The sequence below is a fragment of the Nocardioides sp. InS609-2 genome, from assembly GCF_023208195.1.
Classification (GTDB): domain Bacteria; phylum Actinomycetota; class Actinomycetes; order Propionibacteriales; family Nocardioidaceae; genus Nocardioides.
The window spans coordinates 4,331,762-4,353,430 of the sequence record NZ_CP060034.1 but is presented as its reverse complement, the minus strand read 5'-3'; the positions used below and the strand labels follow the sequence as shown (position 1 = coordinate 4,353,430).

Sequence of the window (21,669 nt, the reverse complement as noted above, 5' to 3'; positions counted from 1 at the left end):
TCAGTGTCGCGGATGGGCGAGGAAGACGGTCTCGTCCTCGCCCTGGAGGCGGATGTCGAACTCGTAGCCGGCGTCGTCAGCCACCGCGAGAAGCGTGTGCCGCCGCTCGGCCTCGACCGTCCGCAGGAACGCGTCCCCCGATGCCGTCGGCAGGTAGGCGCGGGTGAACAGCCCGTCGAGCAAGCCGCGAGCGAAGACGGTGAGCGCGAAGAACGGTGCTCCAGGCACGAGCGTGGTGAACGCGTAGCGGCCATCGGCACCGGTCGCGCACCGCCCCCAGCCGGTGAACGTCGCACTGTCGCGGCGCAGCGACCCGGATGCCCGTGAGGGACGCCCGGACGGCTCTGCCTGCCACAGCTCGATCAGCGCGTCCGGCACCGGCTGGCCGGCGCCGTCGAAGACCCGGCCGTGCAGTCGTACGGCATCGGGGTGGTGGTCGGGCACCAGCGCCGCGTCGCCGTCGTACTCGAGGGCGAAGGAGAAGAAGGGGCCGACCGTCTGGCCCGGCGTGGGCAGCCACGTCACGCGTGCTCCTCCTCGAGCGGGGTGCGCTGGCTGCCGGTCAGCACGATGTCCCACCGGTAGCCGGTGCACCACTCGTGCTCGGTGACGTCGTGGTCGTACGCCGCCACCAGCCGGCGTCGCGCGCGTGGGTCGACGATCGACCGGTAGATCGGGTCGAGAGCGAAGAGCGGATCGCCCGGGAAGTACATCTGGGTCACCAGCCGCTGCGTGAAGTCGGTGCCGAAGAGTGAGAAGTGGATGTGCGCTGGCCGCCAGGCGTTGCGGTGGTTCCTCCACGGGTAGGGGCCGGGCTTGATGGTGGTGAACTCGTACGTCCCGTCGCCGTCGGTGAGACAGCGTCCGACGCCGGTGAAGTTCGGATCCAGCCCGGCCGGGTGGTTGTCGCGCTTGTGGATGTAGCGGCCGCCCGCATTGGCCTGCCAGATCTCGACGAGCTGGCGCCGCACCGGGCGTCCGTCGCCGTCGAGCACCCGCCCGGTCACCTTCATCCGTTCGCCGACGGGCTCGCCGCCGTGCTGGACGGTTAGGTCGGCCTCGAGCGGGTCGAGGTCGTTCTCTCCGAACACCGGCGACCACAGCTCGACACCCTCGGGATCGGCGTGGTGGAGATCCTTGGTCGGGTGCCGCAGGATGCTGCTCCGGTACGCCGGGAAGTCGAGACGCGTGCGCGTCTCGCCGTCGCCCGCGGCGGCCTTCGAGCCGGCGTACTCCCGGGAGACGGCATCCATGTCGGCACTCACCTCGGCCTGGCTCCGCGACGAGGAGTCAGGGTCGGCCGGCGCGTGCGTGTTGTGGAGGAGGTCGCTCACGTGCACAACGGTAGGGCCCGGAGCCCGAGACGCCCTTCGGTCCACTTCCACCCAGTGGAATCGGATGCTCGGCGGACACTGTGACCGCTGCCACGGTGAGGTCGATCCCCCGACCGCCAAGGAGCCCCCGATGTCCACCCCACTCCCCGCCTCATCCGCCACAGGTCGGACCGGCACGCCACGCGCCGCCGGCTCCTGGCCCGTCGTGCTCTGCTGGATCGCGGTCGCGCTCGACGGCTTCGACCTAGTCGTCCTCGGCGCCGTGATCCCGACACTGCTCGGCACCGGCAACCTCGGCTTCACGCCGTCATCGGTCACCGCGGCCTCGACCATCGGCCTGGTCGGGGTCGGACTCGGCGCGGTCGCGATCGGCCCGCTGACCGACCGGTTCGGCCGGCGCAAGAGCCTGATCTCCTGCGTGCTGATGTTCTCGCTGTTCACCCTCGCGATCCCGCTGGCCGCCGACGTCACCCAGTTCACCGCGCTGCGGCTCCTCGCCGGCCTGGGTCTGGGGGCCTGCCTGCCTACGGCACTGGCCTACATGAGCGAGCACGCGTCGGCCGGTCGCAACGGCCGGGCAGTCACGCTGACGATGACCGGCTACCACGTCGGCGCCGTACTCACCGCCCTGCTGGCGCTGGTGATGATCGACTCCTACGGCTGGGAGTCGATGTTCGTCGTCGGCGGCCTCGCCGGTCTCACGACCGTGCCGCTGCTGTGGGCCAAGCTGCCCGAGTCGGAGGCCTACCTGCGGGCGCTCGAGTCCGTCGGCGACGCCAAGCCTGCCGTGGTGCGCAGCGCCGATGTCGTCAAGGGTCGCTTCCTGCGCGTCAGCATCGGCCTGTGGGTCGCGTCGTTCATGGGTCTGCTGCTGGTCTACGGCCTCAACACCTGGCTGCCGACGATCATGGGCGAGGCCGGCTACTCCATCAAGGCCGGCACCGGGCTCCTCCTGGTGCTCAACGTCGGCGCCGTCATCGGTCTTGTCGCAGCCGGCGGCATCAGCGACGCACGCGGAAACAAGAGGACCGTGCTCGCATGGTTCGGCCTGGCCGCGGTGTTCCTCGCCATGCTGTCGATCAAGATCGACAGCTCGCTGCTCGTGTACGTCGCCGTTCTGCTCGCAGGCATCTTCGTCTTCAGCGCCCAGGTGCTGGTCTACGCGTTCGTCGGCCACCTCTACCCGCCCGAGATCCGCGGCACCGCGCTCGGGATGTCCGCAGGCGTCGGCCGGATCGGCGCCATCGTCGGCCCGTCGCTGGGTGGCGCGCTGGTGACCGCCGGGATCGCCTACCCGTGGGGCTTCTATGCCTTCGCCGTCGCGGCGGTGCTGGCGGTGGCCGCGCTGTCGACCGTGCCCGCCGACATGCACTCGGCCGAGCGCTGACGGCGTAGCGCCGGGTTCCGGCGAGTGGAAGACTCTCCGTCGTGGCCGGCAACTCCTCCTCTCCCGGCGCCACGGTGACGAGCCGGGCGCTGGCCCTGCTCGGCGCGTTCGACGAGGACCACCGCCGGCTCACCCTGACCGAGCTCGCCGACCGGGCCGGCCTGCCCGTGCCCACGGCCCACCGGCTCGCGGCCGAGCTGGTCGCGTGGGGCGCTCTGGCCCGGGTGAGCGACGGTCGGTTCGTCATCGGGCGGCGCCTCTGGGACATCGGACTGCTCGCTCCGTTGCAGGCCGGCCTGGTCGAGCTCGCCTCGCCGTACCTCAACGACCTGTACGGCGCCACGCTGGCCACCGTCCACCTGGCCGTGCGGGACGGTACCGAGGTGCTCTATCTCGACCGGCTTCGCGGCAACAGCTCGGTGCCGATCGTGAGCACCGTCGGCACCCGGCTGCCCATGCACGCGACCGGGGTGGGCAAGGTGCTCCTCGCCCACGCCCCGGCCGAGGTGCAACGGGCGGTTCTCGCTGACCTGCCGCGGCTGACGGCGTACACGCTCACCCAGCCCGGTCACCTGCGGCGCCAGCTCACCCAGGTCCGGCGAGTGGGCTACGCCACCACGTCGGAGGAGATGAGCCTGGGCGCCTGTTCGGCTGCCGTGCCGATCCGCCGAGGTGACGCCGTGGTGGCAGCACTGGGCATCGTCGTGGCGTCCCTCAGGAACGACCGGCCCAGGCTGGTCGCCGCCCTGGAGGTCGCGGCCCGAGGCATCGGTCGGGCACTCGAGCGCAACTTCCAGTCAGCGGAAGCATCGCATGGCTCGGTGGACAGCCGATCCGGTTGACTCGCGCCATGTCAGAGCCGATCCGCACCCAGGTGGCCATCGTCGGAGCAGGACCGGCCGGCCTGCTCCTCGCCCACCTCCTGGCCGGAGACGGGGTCGAGTCGGTGGTCGTCGAGAGCCGCTCCGAGGAGTACGTCGCCGCGCGGATCCGCGCCGGCATCCTGGAGCAGTCGACGGTCGACCTGCTGCGCTCCGCCGGTCTGGGCGAGCGGCTCGACCGCGAAGGTGCGCGGCACCGCGGGATCCACCTCCAGTGGCCCGAAGAGCGGCACCACCTCGACTTCGTCGACCTGACCGACCGGTCGGTGTGGCTCTACGGCCAGACCGAGGTGCAGCGCGACCTCGTCGCGGCGCGCACGGCTGCCGGTCAGGAGGTGCACTACGAGGTGTCCGACACCGCGCTGCACGACCTCGAGACCGACGACCCGTCGGTCACGTTCACCTCGTCCGAGGGCGAGGCCCGGCGCATCGTCGCTGACGTGGTGGTCGGCTGCGACGGCTCGTTCGGGCCCTCGCGGGCCGCCGTACCGTCCACGGTGCAGCAGACCTGGGAGCGGACCTATCCCTACTCCTGGCTCGGCATCCTCGCCGATGTCGCGCCGTCGACCGACGACCTGATCTATGCCTGGCACCCCGACGGTTTCGCCATGCACTCGATGCGTTCGGAGACGGTGTCGCGGCTCTATCTCCAGGTGCCCAACGACACCTCGCTCGACGACTGGCCCGACGACCGCATCTGGCAAGCGCTCGCTACCCGGCTCGGCCACGGACAGGACGGCTGGGAGCTGACACCGGGCCCGGTCACCGACAAGTCGGTGCTGCCGATGCGATCCCACGTCTCGACGCCGATGCGCCACGGCCGGCTGTTCCTCGCGGGCGACGCCGCGCACATCGTGCCGCCGACCGGCGCCAAGGGTCTCAACCTCGCGGTCGCCGACGTCGGCCTGCTCGCGCCAGCGCTGGTCGAACTGCTCCGCAAGGACGACTCACGCCTGGCCGACGACTACTCCGACACCGCGCTGCGCAGGGTCTGGCGATGCACTCACTTCTCGTGGTGGATGACCACGATGCTGCACAGCACGGGAGACCCGTTCGACGAGCAGCTCCAGCTCTCACAGCTGCGCTGGGTCACCTCCAGCGAAGCCGGTGCAACGGGTCTGGCCGAGAACTACGCGGGCCTGCCGATCGGCTTCTGACGACCGAGGGCTCAGGTGGCGAGCAGTGCGAGCGAGGCCAGGGCGATGGTCCAGCTTACGAAGCTGCCGACCAGGAAGTACTCGGTCACCTCGTGGATGCCCGGACCGTGCGGCGCCTTGCCCTCGCGGGCCGCATCGCGAGCGGCCTGCAGCTCGGGGAACCGGATCAGCCCCTTCGCGGCAACCACGATGCCCGCGGCGGTCACCTGACCGGCCAGTCCCAGGCCGAGGATGAACAGCCGCTCGAGCGGACCGAGCAGCCGTCCACCCTTCAGCTGGGGCACGGGCAGGTCGTGGGACGTGCCGCCCTTGCGCGAGTTGAGCGTGTGGGTCGCGGCAAGCACCAGCCGCACGATCACGTTGCCGGTCGAGAGCTGGAGCAGGGTGAGACCGAGGAGCAGCAGCGCGCGGTCGGGAGTGAGATCGCCGAGCAGCGGGATCGGTGAGTCGGCCAGCCAGGTCTCGAGCCAGCCGCTGGACGCGCCGGCCTCACCGCTGGCGGCGACCGCGACGGTCACCTCGCCTGCGAAGACCGCCAATGGCCACCAGGACGGGCCCCTGCCGAAGCCGCGCGTCACTGCCCAGCCCCAGAGCACCACTGCGGCGGCGATGAGGATCAGTGCTACCACGTCGGCGACGTCGGTGAGGCCCACCGACAACCCGAGGAGTACGACGACGATGGCGGCCACGCCCTCGGGCGCGAACTTCTGAGGTCGGACCGAGAAGATGAGGTCGGTCAGCCCCAACCCGACCAGCAGCAACGCCAACCAGCTCATCGGATCCCCCTCAGCTGTTCTTCCATGGCCATCACGACCCCGAGTCCATCGTTGCGCACCCGCTGCGAGACGGCCGACGCGGAGATGCCCTCGGCGCGCGCCAGCTGCTGCTGGGTCTGCCCCGACAGCAGACCACGCAGCACCGACAACGAGCGTTCGTCGAGCCGGCCCACGAGGTGGTCGCGGGCCAGCAGGGCGGCGTTGATGGCGCCCGTCTCGGGCCCGGTCACGTCGGGCGCGAGCGCGTAGCGGGTACGTGCCGAGCGAGTGACCGACCGCGTCGCGTCGTCCTCCACCTCAACGATCGCCGCCCTCGCGGACCACCAGCCCGGACCGTCCTCGACCCGCGGTGACTCCGCCAGCACGGCGACCGGACCCCAGGCGATGCCCTGCCGCACGTCGACGTGCGGCAGCAGGGCGAGCCGCAGGTGCAGCGACGCGGCCAGCGCCGTACCGACGTCGGCGAACGTGCCCTGGTACTCGTCACCGGCGAAGACCGTCAGGTCCGCCACCGGAGCGAACGTCGCGTTGACCTCGGCCAGCGTCGCGACGAGCCGGTCGTGCAGGCCGGTCCGGTCAGCAGACAGGCGCGAGCCGACCATGTCACCGATCAGCACCGCTGAAGGCTTCTCCTTCATCTCACCCATATGAAGAAGATAGCTTACTTTTGAGCAGATGAACCCATCCGCTTCACCCGACGTACGACGCGGCGTACCGGCGCACGGTCCAGGCGGGCCTTCATCCGCCGGGCCCTGGCCCGGGCCGCGAGAGTACGCGCCTGCGCGCCGGTCAGCTCGCCCAGCAGCGCGTCGAACATGGTGGGCAGCCCGGTCTCACCGAGCAGCCGCGCGGGGGACGCCGTGCCGCGGCGCACGATCCAGACCGGCTCGCCCTCCTCGACCCGCAGCCACACGCACATGTCGGCGCCGAGCACCTCCAGCGGCGTGACCCGCTGGAACGTCAGCCCCGCCTCGTGGAGCCGGTCCTCGAAGTCGTCGCCGTACCAGCGCACGTGGTCGCGCTGACCGAAGCGCTTCTTGCGCTCCTCGGGTGTGGTGTCGGCGTCCTCGTCGGTGACGGTGCCGAAACGGATCGGCACCTGTACGAGCGCAAGACCCTCTGGCGTCAGCACGCGGGCGATCTCACGCATCGCCGCGCGGTCGTCGGGGATGTGCTCGAGCACGTGGTAGCAGAACACCAGGTCGACCGAGGCGTCGCCGAGCGGCAGGTCGGTCAGGCTGGCGAGCACGTCGACACGGCGACCGTCGAGGCCGAGGTCGAGGCTGATGCGCCGACCGGGGCGCAGGCTCGCCAGTATCTCTGTGGTCTGCGGCGACGGCGCGACGTCGAGCAACACCTCGACCGTGCCGATGGCCGGCTTCAGGCTGCTGATGAGCACCGCCAGGAAGCGGTGCCGCTCGAGGCTCTTGCACCGTGGACAGCTCGCGTGCGGGCGACCGTTGGGGCCGGGCCTGAAGTTGCGCAGCCACACGACGTTGCCACAGGCCGGGCAGTAGCGCTTGGGGTGATTGTCGACAGCTGACACGGGCTTCACCCTACGGGCGCCCGGCCAGCTCTCCGAACCAGTCCGCCACCTGCGCGGGATCGTGCTGCAGGGCCTGGCCGTAGGCCGAGACCTCGCACACCGAGGTGCCGGGCATGTCGGCTGCCCGCCAGGGCGGGCTGACCCCGGTAGCCGTCCGTAGAACGAGGTCGAGCAAGCGCTCGTTCATCTCGTCGGCCGGCGCGTCGGCGTACACCTCGAAGATGCAGGTGTGCGGGACCTCCGGGTACGGCCGGAGTCCGCGGTCCGCCAGCTCGTCGGCGAACGCGCGCGCCCAGGCCAGCTCCTCGGCGGCGTGCGGGAGCCGGTCGCGCAGGCCGACAAGGGCGCTCAGCGCCAGCGGGGTGAGCCGGTGCAGGGCGCCGCCCATCCGCTTGCGCCACAGCCGCACCTCGTCGATGACATCGGTGTCGGCCGCGACCGCCGCGCCCGGCAGTCCGGCGAGGCCCTTGTAGAAGGAGACATAGACCGAGTCGGCGAGTCCGGCCAGCTCGGCGAGCGGCACGTCGTAGTTCGCCTGGCTCTCCCACAGCCGCGCGCCGTCGAAGTGCAGGGGTACGCCGCGTTGAAGGGCCGCAGCCGACAGCTCCTGCAGCTCGGTCAGCGTCGGCAGCAGGCAGCCGGCATCCCGCAGCGGCAGCTCGACCATCGCCGCGCCCAGCCGCCCGGGGACCTTGGCCAGGTGGTCAGCCGTGGCCACCTCGCGGCCGGTCGTCAGGTGCTCGAACTCGAACCCGTGCAACAGCTGCGGACCGTCGGCCTCGTAGGTGAGCAGGTGCGAGAGGTCGGGGATGGCCACCCGGCGCGAGCCGCTGCGGTCGCACCAGACCCGCAGCACGGCCTGCTGCGCCATGATCCCGCTGGGCACGAAGACGGCGGCCTCCTTGCCCAGCAAGGTCGCGATCTGCTCCTCGAGCATGGCGACCGCGCCGTCGTCGCCGTACACGTCCCACTCGGTGAGGCCGAGCTCGTCGGCCGCCTCGGCCAGCCCCGTGAACACCTCCGCCGGCGTGCGAGTCGGGTGCCAGAAGACTCCGCGGCCAGCCGTGCGGACCGCGGTGCGCACCCGGGTCGTGAGGTCGTCGATCACTGGTCCTCCTGGTGTCGGACGAACGTGCGGGTGCGGGCGCCGGGCCGGAAGCCGATGCCTCGGTAGACGCGCTGCGGCACCGGGTAGGCGGTGTCGCCCCGCGGGCGCACGAGTCCGGTGGTAGCGCCATGATCCCTGGAGGCGGCCAGGGCCGCGAGCGAGACGGCTCCCGCGAGGCCCCGGCCCCGGTGCTCGGGCGCGCAGCCGACCGGCTCCACGAGCGCCACCTCGCCCGCGAGCCAGACCAGGCACGACGTCACCATCTCCCCCGCGGCGTCGGTGGCCACCCAGTCGAGAGCACGGTCGTAAGGCGCGGTGCCGGCGATGCCGTCGTACTTCTCGGTGGTCATCGACGACGGCGCGACGTCTGACCACGCGGCCCGGTGGCAGGCGGCGCGGGCGGCGGTCTCCCCAGCCGCGACCGGCCGCAGCGTGTAGCCGTCGGTCGTGGGCACCTCGATGTCGCGGAGGTCGAGCAGGTGCTGGCGGAAGTACGGCGCTTCGTCGGCCGCGAAGCCGAGATCGGCCAAGGCGCGCACGAGGTGCTGCTCGGTCTCGAGGACGAGCACGTCCGCCGGCTGCGCCCAGCCGATCACCTCGGCCGCGACGGCCTCGTGGGCCGGGTCGACCACGAGCTCCGGCCCGTCGAGCAGACAAGCGGCGACGTCGACGCCGCCGTCGGACCAGATCGCCGCCGCGGAGTCCGGGTCGGTGAAAGCCGACGACCAGGCGAGCTGGCCCGCGTGCGCCCACGACTCCGGCGTCCACAGCCGGGTCGCGAGCGCCTGCACGTCGGGCAGCAGGTCGACGAGCGTGCCTACCCGGACCTCCACGGCTGTGAGGCTAGGCGACGCCGAAGAAGTCGCCTATCGACTTGATGCGCCGCAGCACCAACCGGTCGAGCAGCAGCACCACCAGCACCGAGATCCCGAACACTGGGAGCAGCCCCCCGAGCCCGATCAGACCGACCAGCAGGAGCGGGGAGGCACGCAACGGCAGCCGTCCGCGCGGGGCGCCCATGGCCGCCGTTCCCCGGGGTCGTCGGCGCCACCACATCAGTGGCCCGGTGACGCACATGAACATCACGCCCAGGCACATCAGCAGCGATCCCCAGAACGACACCAACCCGAGCGAGCGGCCCTCGTGCAGGCCGATGCCCTGCGACACGACCTTGGCAAGCAACGGATAGTCGTCGAAGCCGTACGACGACACGACCTCGCCGCCGTACCGGTCGACGTGCACCGTGCGTTCGTCCGACGGCGCGTCGAAGGCATAGCCGATCACCGAGAACACGCCCGCCTCGTCGGCCGGCAGCGCCACCGTCATCGGGTGCCGCAGCCCCTCGCGGTCGGCCACGGTGAGTGCGGTGTCCACGTTGGCGACGCTGACGCCGTCCTCATCGCTCGAGGAGCGTGGCACCGGCGACTCCCCCATCGCCCACGGCACGTCGGTCGCGTGGCTGTGCGGCAGGGACTCGTCGAGGCTCGACGTCGGATCCGAGAGGGCGCCGTGGTCGAGGCTCCACATCGACGTGTCGTTGACGGTGGCGAGCTTCTGCGCCTGCTCACCCCAGACACCGGTCCACGGCAGCCCGGAGATCAGCAGCCCCAGCAGGCCGACACCCACGAACGAGCCGACCAGGCCGTGCCGCATCCGGAGCCGCTTGGCGGTGCGCTGGGCCTGCCGTCGCCTTGCCTTGCGGCCCTTCAAGAACAGGTAGTAGCCGGTCAGGGACATCACGATCGCCCAGCAGGCGCCGAGCTCGATGACCAGGTCACCGAAGCGGCCGCTCATCAGCTCGCCGTGCAACCGGACGGCGTACCCCGAGAGTGTGGTGTCGGGGTTCAGCGAGCCGAGCACCTCGGCGCCGTACGGGTTCACGTAGGCGTCGCGGGTGCTGCCATCGATCTCGGTCAACGAGAAGACCGTGCTGCGATCTGCCGTCGACGGCTCGGTCATCGACACGACAGTGTCGTCCGGGTAGGCGCGCTCGACGGCCGCCTGCTGGGCGGCGTACGGCTGGCGGATCTGGCTGCTCGACGCCGCCTCGATCTTCATCAGGTCGGCATGAAGCAAGGGTTCGAGCTGGAAGCGGAGCAGGTAGATCAGCCCCGTGCTGGCCAGCACCAGCAGGATCGGGACGACCAGGAAGCTGGCGTAGAAGTGCCAGCGCCAGAACGCGCGGAACCAGCCGGCGTTCTGCCGGTCCGGTCTCTCCTTGTTGGTTGGCGTGGATGTGAGTACGTCGGTCACGTGGAGCTCTCCTCGAGGCAGCGCGCGGGCGCGCGCGGGTCAGCACGGGCGAGGCCCGTGTAGGTGGTGAGTGCCGTGCCGCCCGGCGATCAGGCGGCGAGGAGAGCCGGCGGTCCGCGGCGTACGACGACGCGCGCGAGGAGCGCTGGAGCCTGCGGCGGACGCGGCTCGGTGGCGATCGGGACGACCGGGGACGGAGGTGCGACCACGACGCGGCAGGCAGCGAAGGCAACAGCGAGCGGGCCGAGCGCGGCACGCGAAGCGAGCGCGACCAGCGACCACAGCGCACGCTCACCCGCAGCCAGCCACAGCCCGACGAGAGCAGCCGCGGCTAGGTGGGCGGCCATCATCGGGGCGTGCGCCGAAAGGTCGTCGACCAGGTGGCCGATCGGCAACGCCGGGGCGACGCCCGACGTGGCGCCGATCGTGGCGTCGTACGAGTCCATCAGCGAGCCAACCCTGCGCCCGCCGACGCTCGGGAGGCCGCCTGCACTGACGTGCGGCGTCGAGGCAACGCGTTCACCGACGTGGCCGGCGGTGGCGGAGAACACCACGTGTACAGCGGTCTGGCCGAGCACCAGCAGCGCGACGATGCGCCGTCGCGACGCGGGCCGGTTGAGCAGGGCAGCGCACAGCACGAGCGCCACCACGAAGAGCCCGGTCAGGACCGGCACCCCGGGCAGCAGACCGTCGGCCGAGAGGTGCCCGACGATGCCGGCCAGCATCGTCACGGCCGCGAGCGCAAACGCGCGCGACCAGACGAGGACCGGATCCATGGACCCATTCTCGCCCACCGTCTCGGCGGGCGTCAGTTCAGGTTGCGGAACTCCGGGATGCCCTCGCCCCGGTGTATCGCCGACACGGCGTCCTGAAGGGCGGTGAGCGCTACCCGCTGGGTCATCGGGCCGTACGACACGCGCGCCACGCCGAGCTCCTGCAGTCGGGCGGTTGACGGCGAGCCCGGGGCGCCGATGGTGGTCAGCTTCTGCGGGCCGTAGGCCTCGACGAGCGTGGCCACCATCGCCTCGTCGAGCGGGCCCGGCACGAACACGACCGGTGCGCCGGCGTCGAGGAACGCCTTGCCGCGCTCCACCGCATCGGCGAGTACGTCGGCCGGGTCGCGGTCGCGGCCCTTCACGAACGCGTCGGTGCGGGCGTTGAGCACGAAGTCGGGCACCCCCTCGGCCTCGGCGGCCTTCATGATCGCCTCGACCTGGGCCGCCGCCTCGGCGAGCGGCTTCATCTGGTCCTCGATGTTGGCACCGACGATGCCCAGCCCGATCGCGCGACGGATGGTCTCGGGGGCGTCGCCGTACCCACCCTCGAGGTCGGCCGAGACCGGCAGGTCGGTGGCCTTCACGATCCGGCCGCACATGTCGAGCATCTCGTCGACGGGGATGTTCTCGCCGTCCTCGTAGCCGAGCGTCGCGGCGATCGAGTGGCTCGCGGTGGCCAGCGCACGCGTGCCGTCCATGCCTGCGACGGCCTTTGCGCTGATCACGTCCCAGACGTTGACGACGGTGAGCAGCTCGGGAGCGCGGTGCAGCTCGAGGAGACTGGTGGCGCGGGCAGCGGAGTCGGAGTTGGTCATGCATTTCACCCTAGCGGCCGACCCCGACCCTCCCAGAGCGTCGAGACAGTCGGCGACCAGGGGGTGATCGCTGGTTGAGGTCTGAGATGCGCAAGCAACCCGCCGGCGGTTGAGGTGTGAGGAGCGCCAGCGACGAACCGGTCATCTATCAGGGGAGAAGTTTTCGATCAGTTGTCGACTATGTGGCTTCTTCGCCTGGATCCGGCCTCGAAATGTCGGTGGTCCCTGCTTGGCTTCTCTGTATGGCGATCACGACGAGCGAGCTCCCCGACACCGCATCCACGGTGCTCGCGTTCGCGCGCTCATCTCGGGCCACTGCCGATCGCGGCGAGGCCGAGCTGTTGGTCGCAGCATGCGCGTGGGCCGACCTCCATCCGGCGTCGTCGGTCCTTGATGCGGCCGCCTTCATGCTCGGTGGTTCGGAGCATGAGGAGCCGATCGCCGGCCCGGGTGCGCCGTTGGTGGCGGAGTTCTGCATCGCCGAGTTCGGTGCGGTCCTGGGCATCTCGACGGTGTCGGCGAAGCACGTGATCGGTCAGGCCATCGAGCTGCGACACAGGCTCCCGCGGTTGTGGCGACGCGCGCAGGCCGGTGACCTGCCTGCTTGGCGGGCACGTCGGATTGCGGAGGCCACCATCCACGCGACGTTGTCGCATGAGGCCGCGTCGTACGTCGACGCCCAGCTCGCCCCGTTCGCGCACCGCACCTCGACCTCGGCCGTCGATCGGTTGGTCGATGCCGCGATCGCACGGTTCGACCCCGCCCGTGCCGCTGCCGAAGCCCGGCTCGCGGCCGACGGGCGGCACGTGACGATTGATGAGGAGCAGGTCTCCTTCGCGGGCACCATGCGCGTGACCGCTGAGCTCGACCTGGCCGACGCCCTCGACTTCGGTGCCGCCGTCGCGCACGGCGCCGAGGCGTTGAAGAGCCTCGGGTCCGAAGAGTCACTCGATGCCCGGCGTGCTTCTGCGGTCGGGGAGATGTCCCGATCCCAGCTCTCCCTCCCGCTGGCCCCGTCACCGCTGGTTGAGGAGGGCCTTCAAGGCCCGTCTCGAAACGAAGGCTCGGCCGCAGTTCGTCAGGTCGTCCTCCACGTCCACCTGACCGAAGGCGACCGGGTCGCCCGGCTCGAACGCGGCAATCTCGCCACCCTCGACCAGCTTCGCCAGTGGTGCACGCAGTCCCGCACCGACGTGGTCGTGAAGCCGGTCATCGACCTCAACGAGCACCTCGTCTGCGACGGCTACCAACCGTCACCCCGGCTCCGCGAACAAGTGATCCTGCGCGACCAGACCTGCGTGTTCCCGTGGTGCACCCGACAGGCGAGGTCCTGCGACCTCGACCACATCGTCCCGTGGGAGGCCGGCGGAGTCACTTCGACGGCAAACCTCGCAGCGTTGTGCCGGCGACATCACCGGTTGAAGACCCACGCCGCCTGGCGATACGAGCGCGCCGGCCCCGCGACGTACATCTGGACCAGCCCCCACGGGCACACCTTCGTCAGGGACGAGGCCGGCACCTAGCCGGGTTGACATCACCCCGCCCCACACCCCGCCGACACCACAGCCGGCGGGGTAGGTGGCGCGCCGAACTGAACTGCAGCGGCTAACCGGATCTAGCCGAAATTCGGACGTCGTGGAACCGCTCTCCTGAGACCATGCTGACGTGAAGAATCTAGATGCGCAGTCCGCGATCGAAGCCGGGGGTTGGGATTCACGGTTCGGCGTGACTCTTGCCGTGGCAGCGGGTGACAACATCGCCGCAGCGCTCATCGACACGAACGGCGACGCGGCTTCGATCGACCTCGACGAATACGAGCGCGACTCTGAGGGAGACTGGCAGGCCTTGGCCAGCGGCAGCGCTGGCGACGATGGGGTCTCGTGGTCCTGGCGAATGGTGGCGATCTGGGGGCAGACCGCACCCAGAAAGACCGTCGACATCGAGTACCTCGGAGATCGCCGCGCAACGGTCGCGTCCGACGCGGGCTGGTGGCTCTTCCTGGCGCCGTCGACCGACGATTCTGACGCCGTCCCTCGACGGATACAGCGTCAGTCGTCTAGCGGAGCTGCCGCAGATAGCGCACTGACCTGCCGATGAGCGTGCCTGCGACTCGGTCCGCTCCCCATGTCGCTAGAGTCCGGCTCCGTGATGGAACTCGTCGACGTAGCCTGCGAGGTCGTGGCACCAGCCATGCGGGCCGTGTTCAAGAAGAACGAAGTTTCCGCGTTCGAGTTGAGCGTCACGGACGAGTTGGAGGGCTCAGTTGCACTCTCTCTCACGGCGCGGGGCGAGACGTTCCGCGACTACGTCGTCCAGGGGTTCGCGCCGCAAACGAGCGTTGAGGAGTGGCGGGAGCGGCTGCGGTCGAACCTTGTCGACTTCGTTGCGGAAAGCCGGTTCGGCTGGGGAGAGAACCGAGACGCTCGCTGACGTTTTCGTGCAACCGTCCGCCCATGCCGCATTGTGGGCGGCTACGCTCGCCCGGATCTGCCGCTGCTCGGTTCTCGACAGCTACGCGATCTAGGTGGCATGGTGCCGGGTCTCGTGGGTGAGTGGCACAGCGCCAGGGCTGCGACGAGGGTCACGACCTGCGCAGCGCAGGCAGCAGGCTCACACCTGCTCAGCCCCAGAACACCCGCTCGACCACGGTGTGGGCACGCCGGGTGATGCGAAGGTAGTCGTTGACCATCCGCTCCGACTCCCCCGCTGGATAGTCGAGCACGCTGGCGACGGCCGCCTTCTCGGTGGCGTCGCGCGGCAGCTGGTCGGCCGCCTTGCCACGCACCAGAGTGACCGCGTTGCGCACCTTGCTGACGGTGCGCCACGCGGAGGCGAGTACGTCGGCGTCGGCAGCGTCGATCAATCCTGCCTCGGCAGCCGCGGCGAGTGCGGTGAGGGTGCGAGGGGTGCGCAGCTCGGGCACCCGGCCGGCGTGCCGCATCTGTAGCAGCTGGACAGTCCACTCGACGTCGGCAAGGCCACCGCGACCAAGCTTGAAGTGGGTGTGCGGGTCGGCGCCGCGCGGCAGCCGTTCGATGTCGACGCGCGCCTTGATGCGGCGTACCTCGACCACGTCGTCCTCGCTGATGCCCTGCTCGGGGAACCGCAGTGGGTCGATCAGTGCGGTGAAGCGCTCGCGCAGCGCGGGGTCGCCGACGACCGGGTCGGCCCGCAGCAGCGCCTGGAACTCCCACACCTTCGACCACTTCGCGTAGTAGGCGGCGTAGGACTCGAGGGTCCGCACAAGCGGCCCCTGCTTGCCCTCGGGACGTAGACCCGCATCGACCTCGAGGGCCGGGTCGGTGCCCGGCAGCGCCAGCAGGCGACGTACCTCGTTGGCAACGGCCTGGGCGAACGACGCGGCTCCGGGTGCTTCGGCGCCCGCGACGGGCTCGTGCACGAACATCACGTCGGCATCGGACGAGTAGGACAGCTCGAAGCCGCCGTAGCGCCCCATCGCGACGATCGCCATCACGGTCGGCACGGCATCGAGCGACCGCTGGGCGCGCACCGACTCCATGGCCACCGCCAGCGTCGCCTCGAGGGTGGCGTCGGTCAGCCGCGACAGCCCCGCGCCGACGGCCTCGACGTCGTTCTCGCCCAGGAGCTCGCCGACGGCGATGCGGAACAGCTCGCGGCGGCGGACGGCCCGGATCGCGCGCACGGCGTCCTCGGGGGCGGCCTGCCGCGACGCCGTCGACGCCATCTCGGCGCCGAGCGCCTCCGCTGTCAGGGGTGCCAGGTCGTCGCCCAGCATCCGCACGCCCTGCGGCTCCCGCACCAGGAGGTCGGTGGCGAAGCGCGACGTCGCGAGGATCGTGGCCAGCCGCTCGGCCACCTCGCCCTCGTCGCGCAGAAGGCGGAGATACCAGTGCGTGCTGCCTAGAGTCTCGCTGAGCCGCCGGAAGCCGAACAGCCCGGCGTCGGGATCGGGCGCCCCCGCGAACCACTCGAGCATCACCGGCAGCAGGGTGCGCTGGATCGAGGCCGTGCGCGAGACCCCGCTCGTCAGGGCCTCGAGGTGGCGCAGCGCGGCCTTGGGGTCGGCGTACCCCAGGGCGGCCATCCGCTGCTCGGCCGCCTCGGGCGAGAGCCGCGCCTCTTCGCCGGGGATGCGCGCGACGGCGGTCAGCAGCGGGCGGTAGAAGAGCTTCTCGTGCAGCCGCCGGACCTCGCGACGATGGTGTGCCCACTCTGCGGTGAGCGTCGTGACCGAGTCCTTGTGCATGCCCATCGAGCGCCCGAGGCGGCGCAGCGACGGCTCGTCCTCGGGTACGACGTGCGTGCGGCGCAGCGCGAAGAGCTGGATGCGGTGCTCGAGGGTGCGGAGGAAGACGTAGGCGTTGTGCAGCGCCTCGCCGTCCTCGCGCCCGACGTAGCCGCCGCGGGTGAGGCTCGAGAGCGCGCTCAGCGTCGTGGACGAACGCAGCGTCTCGTCACTGCGACCGTGCACGAGCTGCAGCAGCTGCACCGCGAACTCCACGTCGCGCAGCCCACCCGCACCGAGCTTGAGCTGGCGACCCGCCTCGTGCGCCGGGATGTGGGCGATGACGCGACGACGCATGGCCTGTACGTCGGCCACGAAGCCGTCGCGCCCGGCGACGCTCCACACCATCGGCGCCACCATCCCGACGAACTGCCGACCCAGCTCGAGGTCGCCGGCAGCCGGCCGGGCCTTGAGCAGCGCCTGGAACTCCCACGTCTTGGCCCAGCGCTCGTAGTAGCCACGGTGGCTCGCCATCGTGCGGACCAGCGGACCCGACTTGCCCTCGGGTCGCAGCGCCGCGTCGACCGGCCAGATGGTGCCCTCGCTGGTGTGGTCGGAGCAGACCTGCATCACGTGCGAGGCGAGCTGGGTCGCGGCCCGCGTCGCCCGTGACTCGTCGGCACCCTCGACCGGCTCGAAGGCATAGATGACGTCGACATCGGAGACGTAGTTGAGCTCGTGGCCACCGCACTTGCCCATCGCGAGCACCGCGAGCCGGGCCAGCGCGGCGTCCTCGCCGACCCGGGCGCGGGCCACGGCCAGCGCCGCGTCCAGGGTGCCGGCCGCGAGGTCGGACAGCTCGGCCGCGGTGTCGTCGAGCGCCTGGTCGTGCGCGAGGTCGCGGGCAGCCAGCCGCACCAGCACGCGGCGGTACTCCACGCGCAGGGCATCGAGCGCCGCCGCGTCCGGCAGCGTGGCCACCGGGAGCACGTCGGCCGGATCCGCACCGACGGCACGCAACAGGTCGGCCCGGACGGCGTACGCCGGGGGCCGCGACGAGCCCATCGTCGGGTCGGTGAGCTCGAGCCAATGGCCCGGGTGCCGCACCAGGTGGTCGGAGAGCGCCGTACTCGCGCCCATCACCAGCAGCAGCCGCATCGCCGTGCCCTCGTCGGCAGCGAGCGCGGCCAGCATCGCGTCACCCTCGTCGGACGCCTCAACCAGTCGGACCAGCCCGAGCAGCGCGAGGTCGGGGTCGGCGGCGCGACCGAGGATGGCCAGCAGCTCCTCACCCGGTGCGCCGAGCGAGGCCAGGTGAAGGAGCGCGCGGTCGGGCTGCTGGAAGCCCAGGCGGGCCAAGCTCCCGCTCGTCGGTCGCTCGTTCCTCGCCACCGGTCCTACCCGACTCAGATGACCGGCAGCATGCGGTCCCGCTCGAACGCGGAGACCTGGCCGCGGTACTCCTCCCACTCCGAGCGCTTGTTGCGCAGGAAGAAGTCGAAGACGTGCTCACCGAGGGTCTCGGCGAGAAGCTCGGAGTTCTCGGCGACGCCGATCGCGTCGTACAGGCTCTTCGGCAACGGCGCGATGCCCAGGCTCGTGCGCTCGCGCTCGGTCAGCGACCAGACGTCGTCCTCGGCCTCACGAGGCAGCTCGTAGCCCTCCTCGATGCCCTTCATGCCGGCAGCGAGGACCACCGCGAACGCGAGGTAGGGGTTGGCTGCGGAGTCGACGGTACGCAGCTCGATGCGGGTCGACTGGCCCTTGTTGGGCTTGTACATCGGCACCCGGATCATCGCCGAGCGGTTGTTGTGCCCCCAGCAGATGTACGACGGCGCCTCGCCGCCGCCGATCAGCCGCTTGTAGGAGTTCACCCACTGGTTGGTGACGCAGGTGATCTCGGCCGCGTGCCGCAGGATGCCGGCGATGAACTGGCGTCCGGTCGCCGACAGCTGGTATTCCGCGCCGGCCTCGAAGAACGCGTTGCGGTCGCCCTCGAAGAGCGAGACGTGCGTGTGCATGCCCGAACCCGGGTGGGTGGTGAACGGCTTCGGCATGAAGCTCGCCCAGATGTCCTGGCTCAGCGCCACCTCACGGATGACGGTCCGGAACGTCATGATGTTGTCGGCCGTGGTGAGTGCGTCGGCGTAGCGCAGGTCGATCTCCTGCTGCCCCGGCCCGCCCTCGTGGTGGCTGAACTCCACCGAGATGCCCATCGACTCGAGCATCGTGATCGCCTCGCGGCGGAAGTCGGCACCCATGGACTGCGCGGTGTGGTCGAAGTAGCCGCTGCGGTCGACCGGCACCGGATCCTCGCCGGCCATCGGGGTGTCCTTGAAGAGGTAGAACTCGATCTCGGGGTGCGTGTAGAAGGTGAACCCCTTGTCGGCGGCCTTGCTCAGGGTCCGCTTCAGGACGTGCCGCGGATCGGCGTACGACGGACTGCCGTCGGGCATCACGATGTCGCAGAACATCCGCGCGGTGGACGGGCCCTCGCCGCGCCACGGCAGGATCTGGAACGTCGCCGGATCGGGCTTGGCCAGCATGTCGGCCTCGTAGACGCGCGCGAAGCCCTCGATGGCCGAGCCGTCGAAGCCGATGCCCTCGGTGAACGCGCCCTCCAGCTCGGCCGGCGCGACCGCCACCGACTTCAAGAACCCGAGCACGTCGGTGAACCACAACCGGACGAACCGGACGTCGCGCTCCTCGAGAGCGCGAAGGACGAAGTCTTCCTGCTTACCCATGTGCTCACTATCGCGTAGCCGTGGCCGCACCCGCGGCACCGGCCACGGATCGGGCGAGGGTCAGTAGCCGGAGGCGTCCGGCAGGCCGCGACCGATCATGGCCTCCCGCGTGGACCGGCCGCCGGCATGCATGGCCTGAAGGAGCCTGCGCAGCCGTGGCTCGTCGGGGATGAGTCCCACCCTCAGGTGGACGCCCGGGGGGTCCGGCACCCGGTCCGTGGGCAGGAGGAACCGGCTGACCCGCTGCCGGTACGACGGCGCGTCGACAGCCGCGGTGAGCACAAGTGCCGCCCACCGGGTACCGAGGTGCGCGTGCTCCACCACACCGACATCGTCCCAGCCCAGCTCGGAGTCGATGCCCGCGCCGTGGAGCTGGACCAGGTCGGCCGAGATCCGCAGCTCGGGCTTGAGGAGGAAGCTGCGCCACATCTCCGCCCCGAGGACGAGCATGAACAGCGCGAGCGCCCCGGACAGAACGGTCACGCCTGTGGAGTCGGCCACGAAGGCACCGAGCAGGAATCCGGCGCCCAGCACGGTGCAGACCGTTGCAGCAGCGGGCGCCGACCCCCTCGACCCGCCGACGGGCACGGACCAGGCCGGTCGTCCGGCCAGCGTCGTGCTCGACCAGGCGCTGCGCGCCGACCGCGCCGAGACCAGCAGGAGCCAGGTCACCGACAGCATGAAGACGCCGATGACGAGGCCCAGCACACGCTGTTCGGGGCCTACGGCCGCCACGCCGAGACCGGACAGGCCGATGAGACCGGTGAGCAGGGCCACCGTCCAGGTCGACGCCCTGCCGCCGGGGAGGTTGCTCGTGGGTCGCTCAGAAGATTGAGTCAAAGACGTCTCCCACTCCCTCGGCCACGCTGCCGATGGTGTCACCGACCTCTTCGACGCCGTCGACCACCGCCCCGCCCCAGTCGCCCAGACTGTCGGCGCCGGAGTCGAAGAGGCTGTCGACCGCGCCGGAGGTGAACGCACCGACGACGGTGCCGACTGCGGCCCCGACGACCACACCGGCCGCGGTACCGACCCCGGGGATCGGGATGAAGCTGCCGACCACCGCGCAGGTGGCAGCCCCCGCGACGATGGCGGAGCCGATCGAGGCCGCCGCAGGGACGGCGTTGGAGGTGATGGCCTGCGCGGGACCCTCCTCCTCCTCCCAGTCGGAGTAGATGCCGTAGCCGGCAGCGGCCACGTCCACTGCCCACAGGCCACGGGTCAGACCCTTGGGCAGCTCCCAGTTGGACAGCGCCCCCCGCGCACCGGGGTGTGCGTCGTCCAGACGCTCGGCCTCGTCGAGCAGGTCGTAGAAGCGGGAGGGATCGGAGATCCGGCCGTCGGGTCCCTTGAAGGCATCGGCATGCGCACGCAGCTCCTGGGCACGCGTCAGCATGTGGTCCACGGTCCCCGTGAGCGCGGGCGTGGCCCTGCGGATGAGCTCGAGCTGCGCTCCGGCCGAGAGCAGCTGGCCACTCAACCCGACATAGGTCGAGTCGTGCTTGCTCCAGGCGTCCGCGGCGGCCTCGAGGGCGTCCAACCACCGCTGCCAGGCCGCGTTGGCCAGCTCGACGCAGTCGTTCCAGACATCGACCTTGGCGTTGTGCTGCTGCACCGCCTGGTCGTTCTGCTCCCAGCTGTCCCGTGCAGCCTGGGAAGCATCCGCTGCAGGCGACGGTCCCGCCGCCGGGGGCCGGCGCCGGGGTTGCGGATGACGAAGCCGTCCACCAAGAGGTCGCCCGCACGAGCCTTGGCACGAACGTCGGACATGTCGTCCTTCGCCGTCTTCAGGTCGGCGGCGACGTCGCTCACGAGTGTGGCCGTCTTGCCGGTGACGTCGGCGCCGTCGTCGGTCGCCTGCACGAGGGTCTGCGCACGTCCGGCGAACGCCGAGCCCGCCTCTCCCTGCCAGTCCCCCTGAACGTCGCGGCGCTGGCGGACGACCTCCCACCCAGGTCACCCAGTCCGGTCCGCAGGTCCTGCTCCAGCCAGGTCGAGACCGCCCGGACGTTCGCAGCTTCGCCCTTGATCTCGGTGTCGAGGTCCGCCATCAGCTCTTGCCCACCAGGAAAGTGGCTGCGGCCGCGGAGTCGACGGTCTCCGCGTCCACGTTGCAGTCCTCGACCGCCGCGGCGAGCGTGGTCGACTCGAAGGCCAGCCGACCGGCTGCCTCGGAGGCGGAGGCCAGGATCATCAGGAGAAGTGGCTCGGCGAGCCCGGTGTCGCTCGGCGAGGGCCGGCCACTCCCGACGTCGTCGAGCGCCGACGCGGCCGTGCCGAGACCCGCGGCGACCGCCGTGAGTGCCCCGCGGTCCACGACATAGCTCGACGACCCGCCGCCACCACCGCCGTCCGCGACGTGGTTCATCGGGTCAGCCCTACCTGACCGGGCTCGCGCCGCTCCTCAGGCACGTATACATCGGTGTAGACGACGTCGAAGGCGCGCCCGTCATGGAGCATCTGCAGATCCTTCACCGGGAGACCGAACCAGGGCTGGTCATCGCCACAGCACGCGTGCAGCCGGTCGAGCGCCGAGTACACCAGCAGCGCCGTGCGTCCGTCCTTGGTGGTGCGGTACTGGGCTTCGGCGTGGGCGCCGTCGGTCACATGTTCCATGCACGGGATGTAGAGGAAGGGCGGGTAGTCCCGTGGCAGTTGCTCAAAGGTCACGCGCGACATCATCCC

The 21,669-nt window shown here is 70.8% G+C and carries 22 protein-coding genes; 6 read left to right on the top strand and 16 right to left on the bottom strand.

From position 1 onward, the window contains the following. Together pcaG and pcaH are read right to left on the bottom strand one after the other, a co-directional pair. On the bottom strand, positions 1-525 hold the full coding sequence (gene pcaG / locus H4Q84_RS22270; protein ID WP_248581243.1) for a protocatechuate 3,4-dioxygenase subunit alpha: 525 nt from the start codon (positions 523-525) through the stop codon (positions 1-3). Further along, positions 522-1,334, bottom strand: coding sequence for a protocatechuate 3,4-dioxygenase subunit beta (gene pcaH, locus H4Q84_RS22265; protein ID WP_248581242.1), 813 nt, complete (start codon positions 1,332-1,334; stop codon positions 522-524). Before pcaH ends, pcaG begins: the two co-directional genes overlap by 4 nt. A gap of 130 nt (positions 1,335-1,464) precedes the next feature. Here pcaH and H4Q84_RS22260 point away from each other — a divergent pair, with 130 nt between their 5' ends. From H4Q84_RS22260 to H4Q84_RS22250, 3 genes are read left to right on the top strand one after another with little or no spacing between them, the layout of a single operon-like run. Beyond that, the gene (locus tag H4Q84_RS22260; RefSeq protein WP_248581241.1) at positions 1,465-2,721 is read left to right on the top strand and encodes an aromatic acid/H+ symport family MFS transporter; all 1,257 of its coding nucleotides are present in this window, start codon (positions 1,465-1,467) and stop codon (positions 2,719-2,721) included. A 41-nt stretch (positions 2,722-2,762) separates the two neighbouring features. After that, positions 2,763-3,563: an IclR family transcriptional regulator gene (locus H4Q84_RS22255; RefSeq protein ID WP_248581240.1), complete on the top strand. Its 801-nt coding sequence runs from the start codon at positions 2,763-2,765 to the stop codon at positions 3,561-3,563. A gap of 8 nt (positions 3,564-3,571) precedes the next feature. Next, positions 3,572-4,759 (top strand): 4-hydroxybenzoate 3-monooxygenase, encoded by a 1,188-nt coding sequence (locus H4Q84_RS22250; protein ID WP_248581239.1) that lies wholly within the window; start codon positions 3,572-3,574, stop codon positions 4,757-4,759. Between the two features lie 11 nt (positions 4,760-4,770). Here H4Q84_RS22250 and H4Q84_RS22245 read toward each other — a convergent pair whose 3' ends face one another. From H4Q84_RS22245 to H4Q84_RS22210, 8 genes are all read right to left on the bottom strand, one after another. Beyond that, positions 4,771-5,535, bottom strand: coding sequence for a hypothetical protein (locus H4Q84_RS22245; protein ID WP_248581238.1), 765 nt, complete (start codon positions 5,533-5,535; stop codon positions 4,771-4,773). Next, a complete protein-coding gene (locus tag H4Q84_RS22240) occupies positions 5,532-6,182 on the bottom strand; it encodes a SatD family protein (protein WP_248581237.1) in 651 nt (216 codons plus the stop codon). Before H4Q84_RS22240 ends, H4Q84_RS22245 begins: the two co-directional genes overlap by 4 nt. Before the next feature lie 14 nt (positions 6,183-6,196). Next, entirely contained in the window at positions 6,197-7,081 is an 885-nt protein-coding gene (locus tag H4Q84_RS22235) for a class I SAM-dependent methyltransferase (RefSeq protein ID WP_248581236.1), read from the bottom strand. 10 nt (positions 7,082-7,091) lie between these two features. Then, on the bottom strand, positions 7,092-8,189 hold the full coding sequence (locus tag H4Q84_RS22230; RefSeq protein WP_248581235.1) for a beta-eliminating lyase-related protein: 1,098 nt from the start codon (positions 8,187-8,189) through the stop codon (positions 7,092-7,094). After that, positions 8,186-9,022 carry a hypothetical protein gene (locus tag H4Q84_RS22225; RefSeq protein ID WP_248581234.1) on the bottom strand — a complete coding sequence of 279 codons (837 nt, stop codon included), beginning with the start codon at positions 9,020-9,022 and terminating at the stop codon, positions 8,186-8,188. The genes H4Q84_RS22230 and H4Q84_RS22225 overlap by 4 nt, the downstream gene beginning before the upstream one ends. A 10-nt stretch (positions 9,023-9,032) precedes the next feature. Beyond that, complete coding sequence (locus H4Q84_RS22220; RefSeq protein ID WP_248581233.1) at positions 9,033-10,442, bottom strand: PepSY domain-containing protein; 1,410 nt, start codon at positions 10,440-10,442, stop codon at positions 9,033-9,035. 89 nt (positions 10,443-10,531) lie between these two features. Continuing rightward, positions 10,532-11,218: a hypothetical protein gene (locus H4Q84_RS22215; protein WP_248581232.1), complete on the bottom strand. Its 687-nt coding sequence runs from the start codon at positions 11,216-11,218 to the stop codon at positions 10,532-10,534. 32 nt (positions 11,219-11,250) lie between these two features. After that, entirely contained in the window at positions 11,251-12,033 is a 783-nt protein-coding gene (locus H4Q84_RS22210) for an isocitrate lyase/phosphoenolpyruvate mutase family protein (protein ID WP_248581231.1), read from the bottom strand. Positions 12,034-12,275: 242 nt separating this feature from the next. On the opposite strand from H4Q84_RS22210, the gene H4Q84_RS22205 reads away from it, so the two are divergent. The 3 genes from H4Q84_RS22205 (at position 12,276) to H4Q84_RS22195 (ending at position 14,463) form a co-directional block, all read left to right on the top strand. Then, positions 12,276-13,556 carry an HNH endonuclease signature motif containing protein gene (locus H4Q84_RS22205; RefSeq protein ID WP_248581230.1) on the top strand — a complete coding sequence of 427 codons (1,281 nt, stop codon included), beginning with the start codon at positions 12,276-12,278 and terminating at the stop codon, positions 13,554-13,556. 142 nt (positions 13,557-13,698) lie between these two features. After that, positions 13,699-14,130 (top strand): hypothetical protein, encoded by a 432-nt coding sequence (locus H4Q84_RS22200; protein WP_248581229.1) that lies wholly within the window; start codon positions 13,699-13,701, stop codon positions 14,128-14,130. 48 nt (positions 14,131-14,178) lie between these two features. Then, the gene (locus H4Q84_RS22195; protein ID WP_248581228.1) at positions 14,179-14,463 is read left to right on the top strand and encodes a hypothetical protein; all 285 of its coding nucleotides are present in this window, start codon (positions 14,179-14,181) and stop codon (positions 14,461-14,463) included. A 190-nt stretch (positions 14,464-14,653) separates the two neighbouring features. Here H4Q84_RS22195 and H4Q84_RS22190 read toward each other — a convergent pair whose 3' ends face one another. From H4Q84_RS22190 to H4Q84_RS22165, 6 genes are all read right to left on the bottom strand, one after another. Next, positions 14,654-17,599, bottom strand: coding sequence for a bifunctional [glutamine synthetase] adenylyltransferase/[glutamine synthetase]-adenylyl-L-tyrosine phosphorylase (locus H4Q84_RS22190; protein WP_248581227.1), 2,946 nt, complete (start codon positions 17,597-17,599; stop codon positions 14,654-14,656). 47 nt (positions 17,600-17,646) lie between these two features. Continuing rightward, complete coding sequence (locus H4Q84_RS22185) at positions 17,647-18,984, bottom strand: glutamine synthetase family protein (protein WP_248581226.1); 1,338 nt, start codon at positions 18,982-18,984, stop codon at positions 17,647-17,649. A gap of 60 nt (positions 18,985-19,044) precedes the next feature. Then, positions 19,045-19,824, bottom strand: a complete 780-nt coding sequence (locus H4Q84_RS22180) for a hypothetical protein (protein ID WP_248581225.1) — start codon at positions 19,822-19,824, stop codon at positions 19,045-19,047. After that, complete coding sequence (locus H4Q84_RS22175) at positions 19,808-20,599, bottom strand: hypothetical protein (RefSeq protein WP_248581224.1); 792 nt, start codon at positions 20,597-20,599, stop codon at positions 19,808-19,810. The genes H4Q84_RS22180 and H4Q84_RS22175 overlap by 17 nt, the downstream gene beginning before the upstream one ends. Before the next feature lie 435 nt (positions 20,600-21,034). Further along, positions 21,035-21,352, bottom strand: a complete 318-nt coding sequence (locus tag H4Q84_RS22170; protein WP_248581223.1) for a hypothetical protein — start codon at positions 21,350-21,352, stop codon at positions 21,035-21,037. Beyond that, complete coding sequence (locus H4Q84_RS22165; RefSeq protein WP_248581222.1) at positions 21,349-21,654, bottom strand: SAV_915 family protein; 306 nt, start codon at positions 21,652-21,654, stop codon at positions 21,349-21,351. The genes H4Q84_RS22170 and H4Q84_RS22165 overlap by 4 nt, the downstream gene beginning before the upstream one ends. Positions 21,655-21,669: the final 15 nt, after the last annotated feature.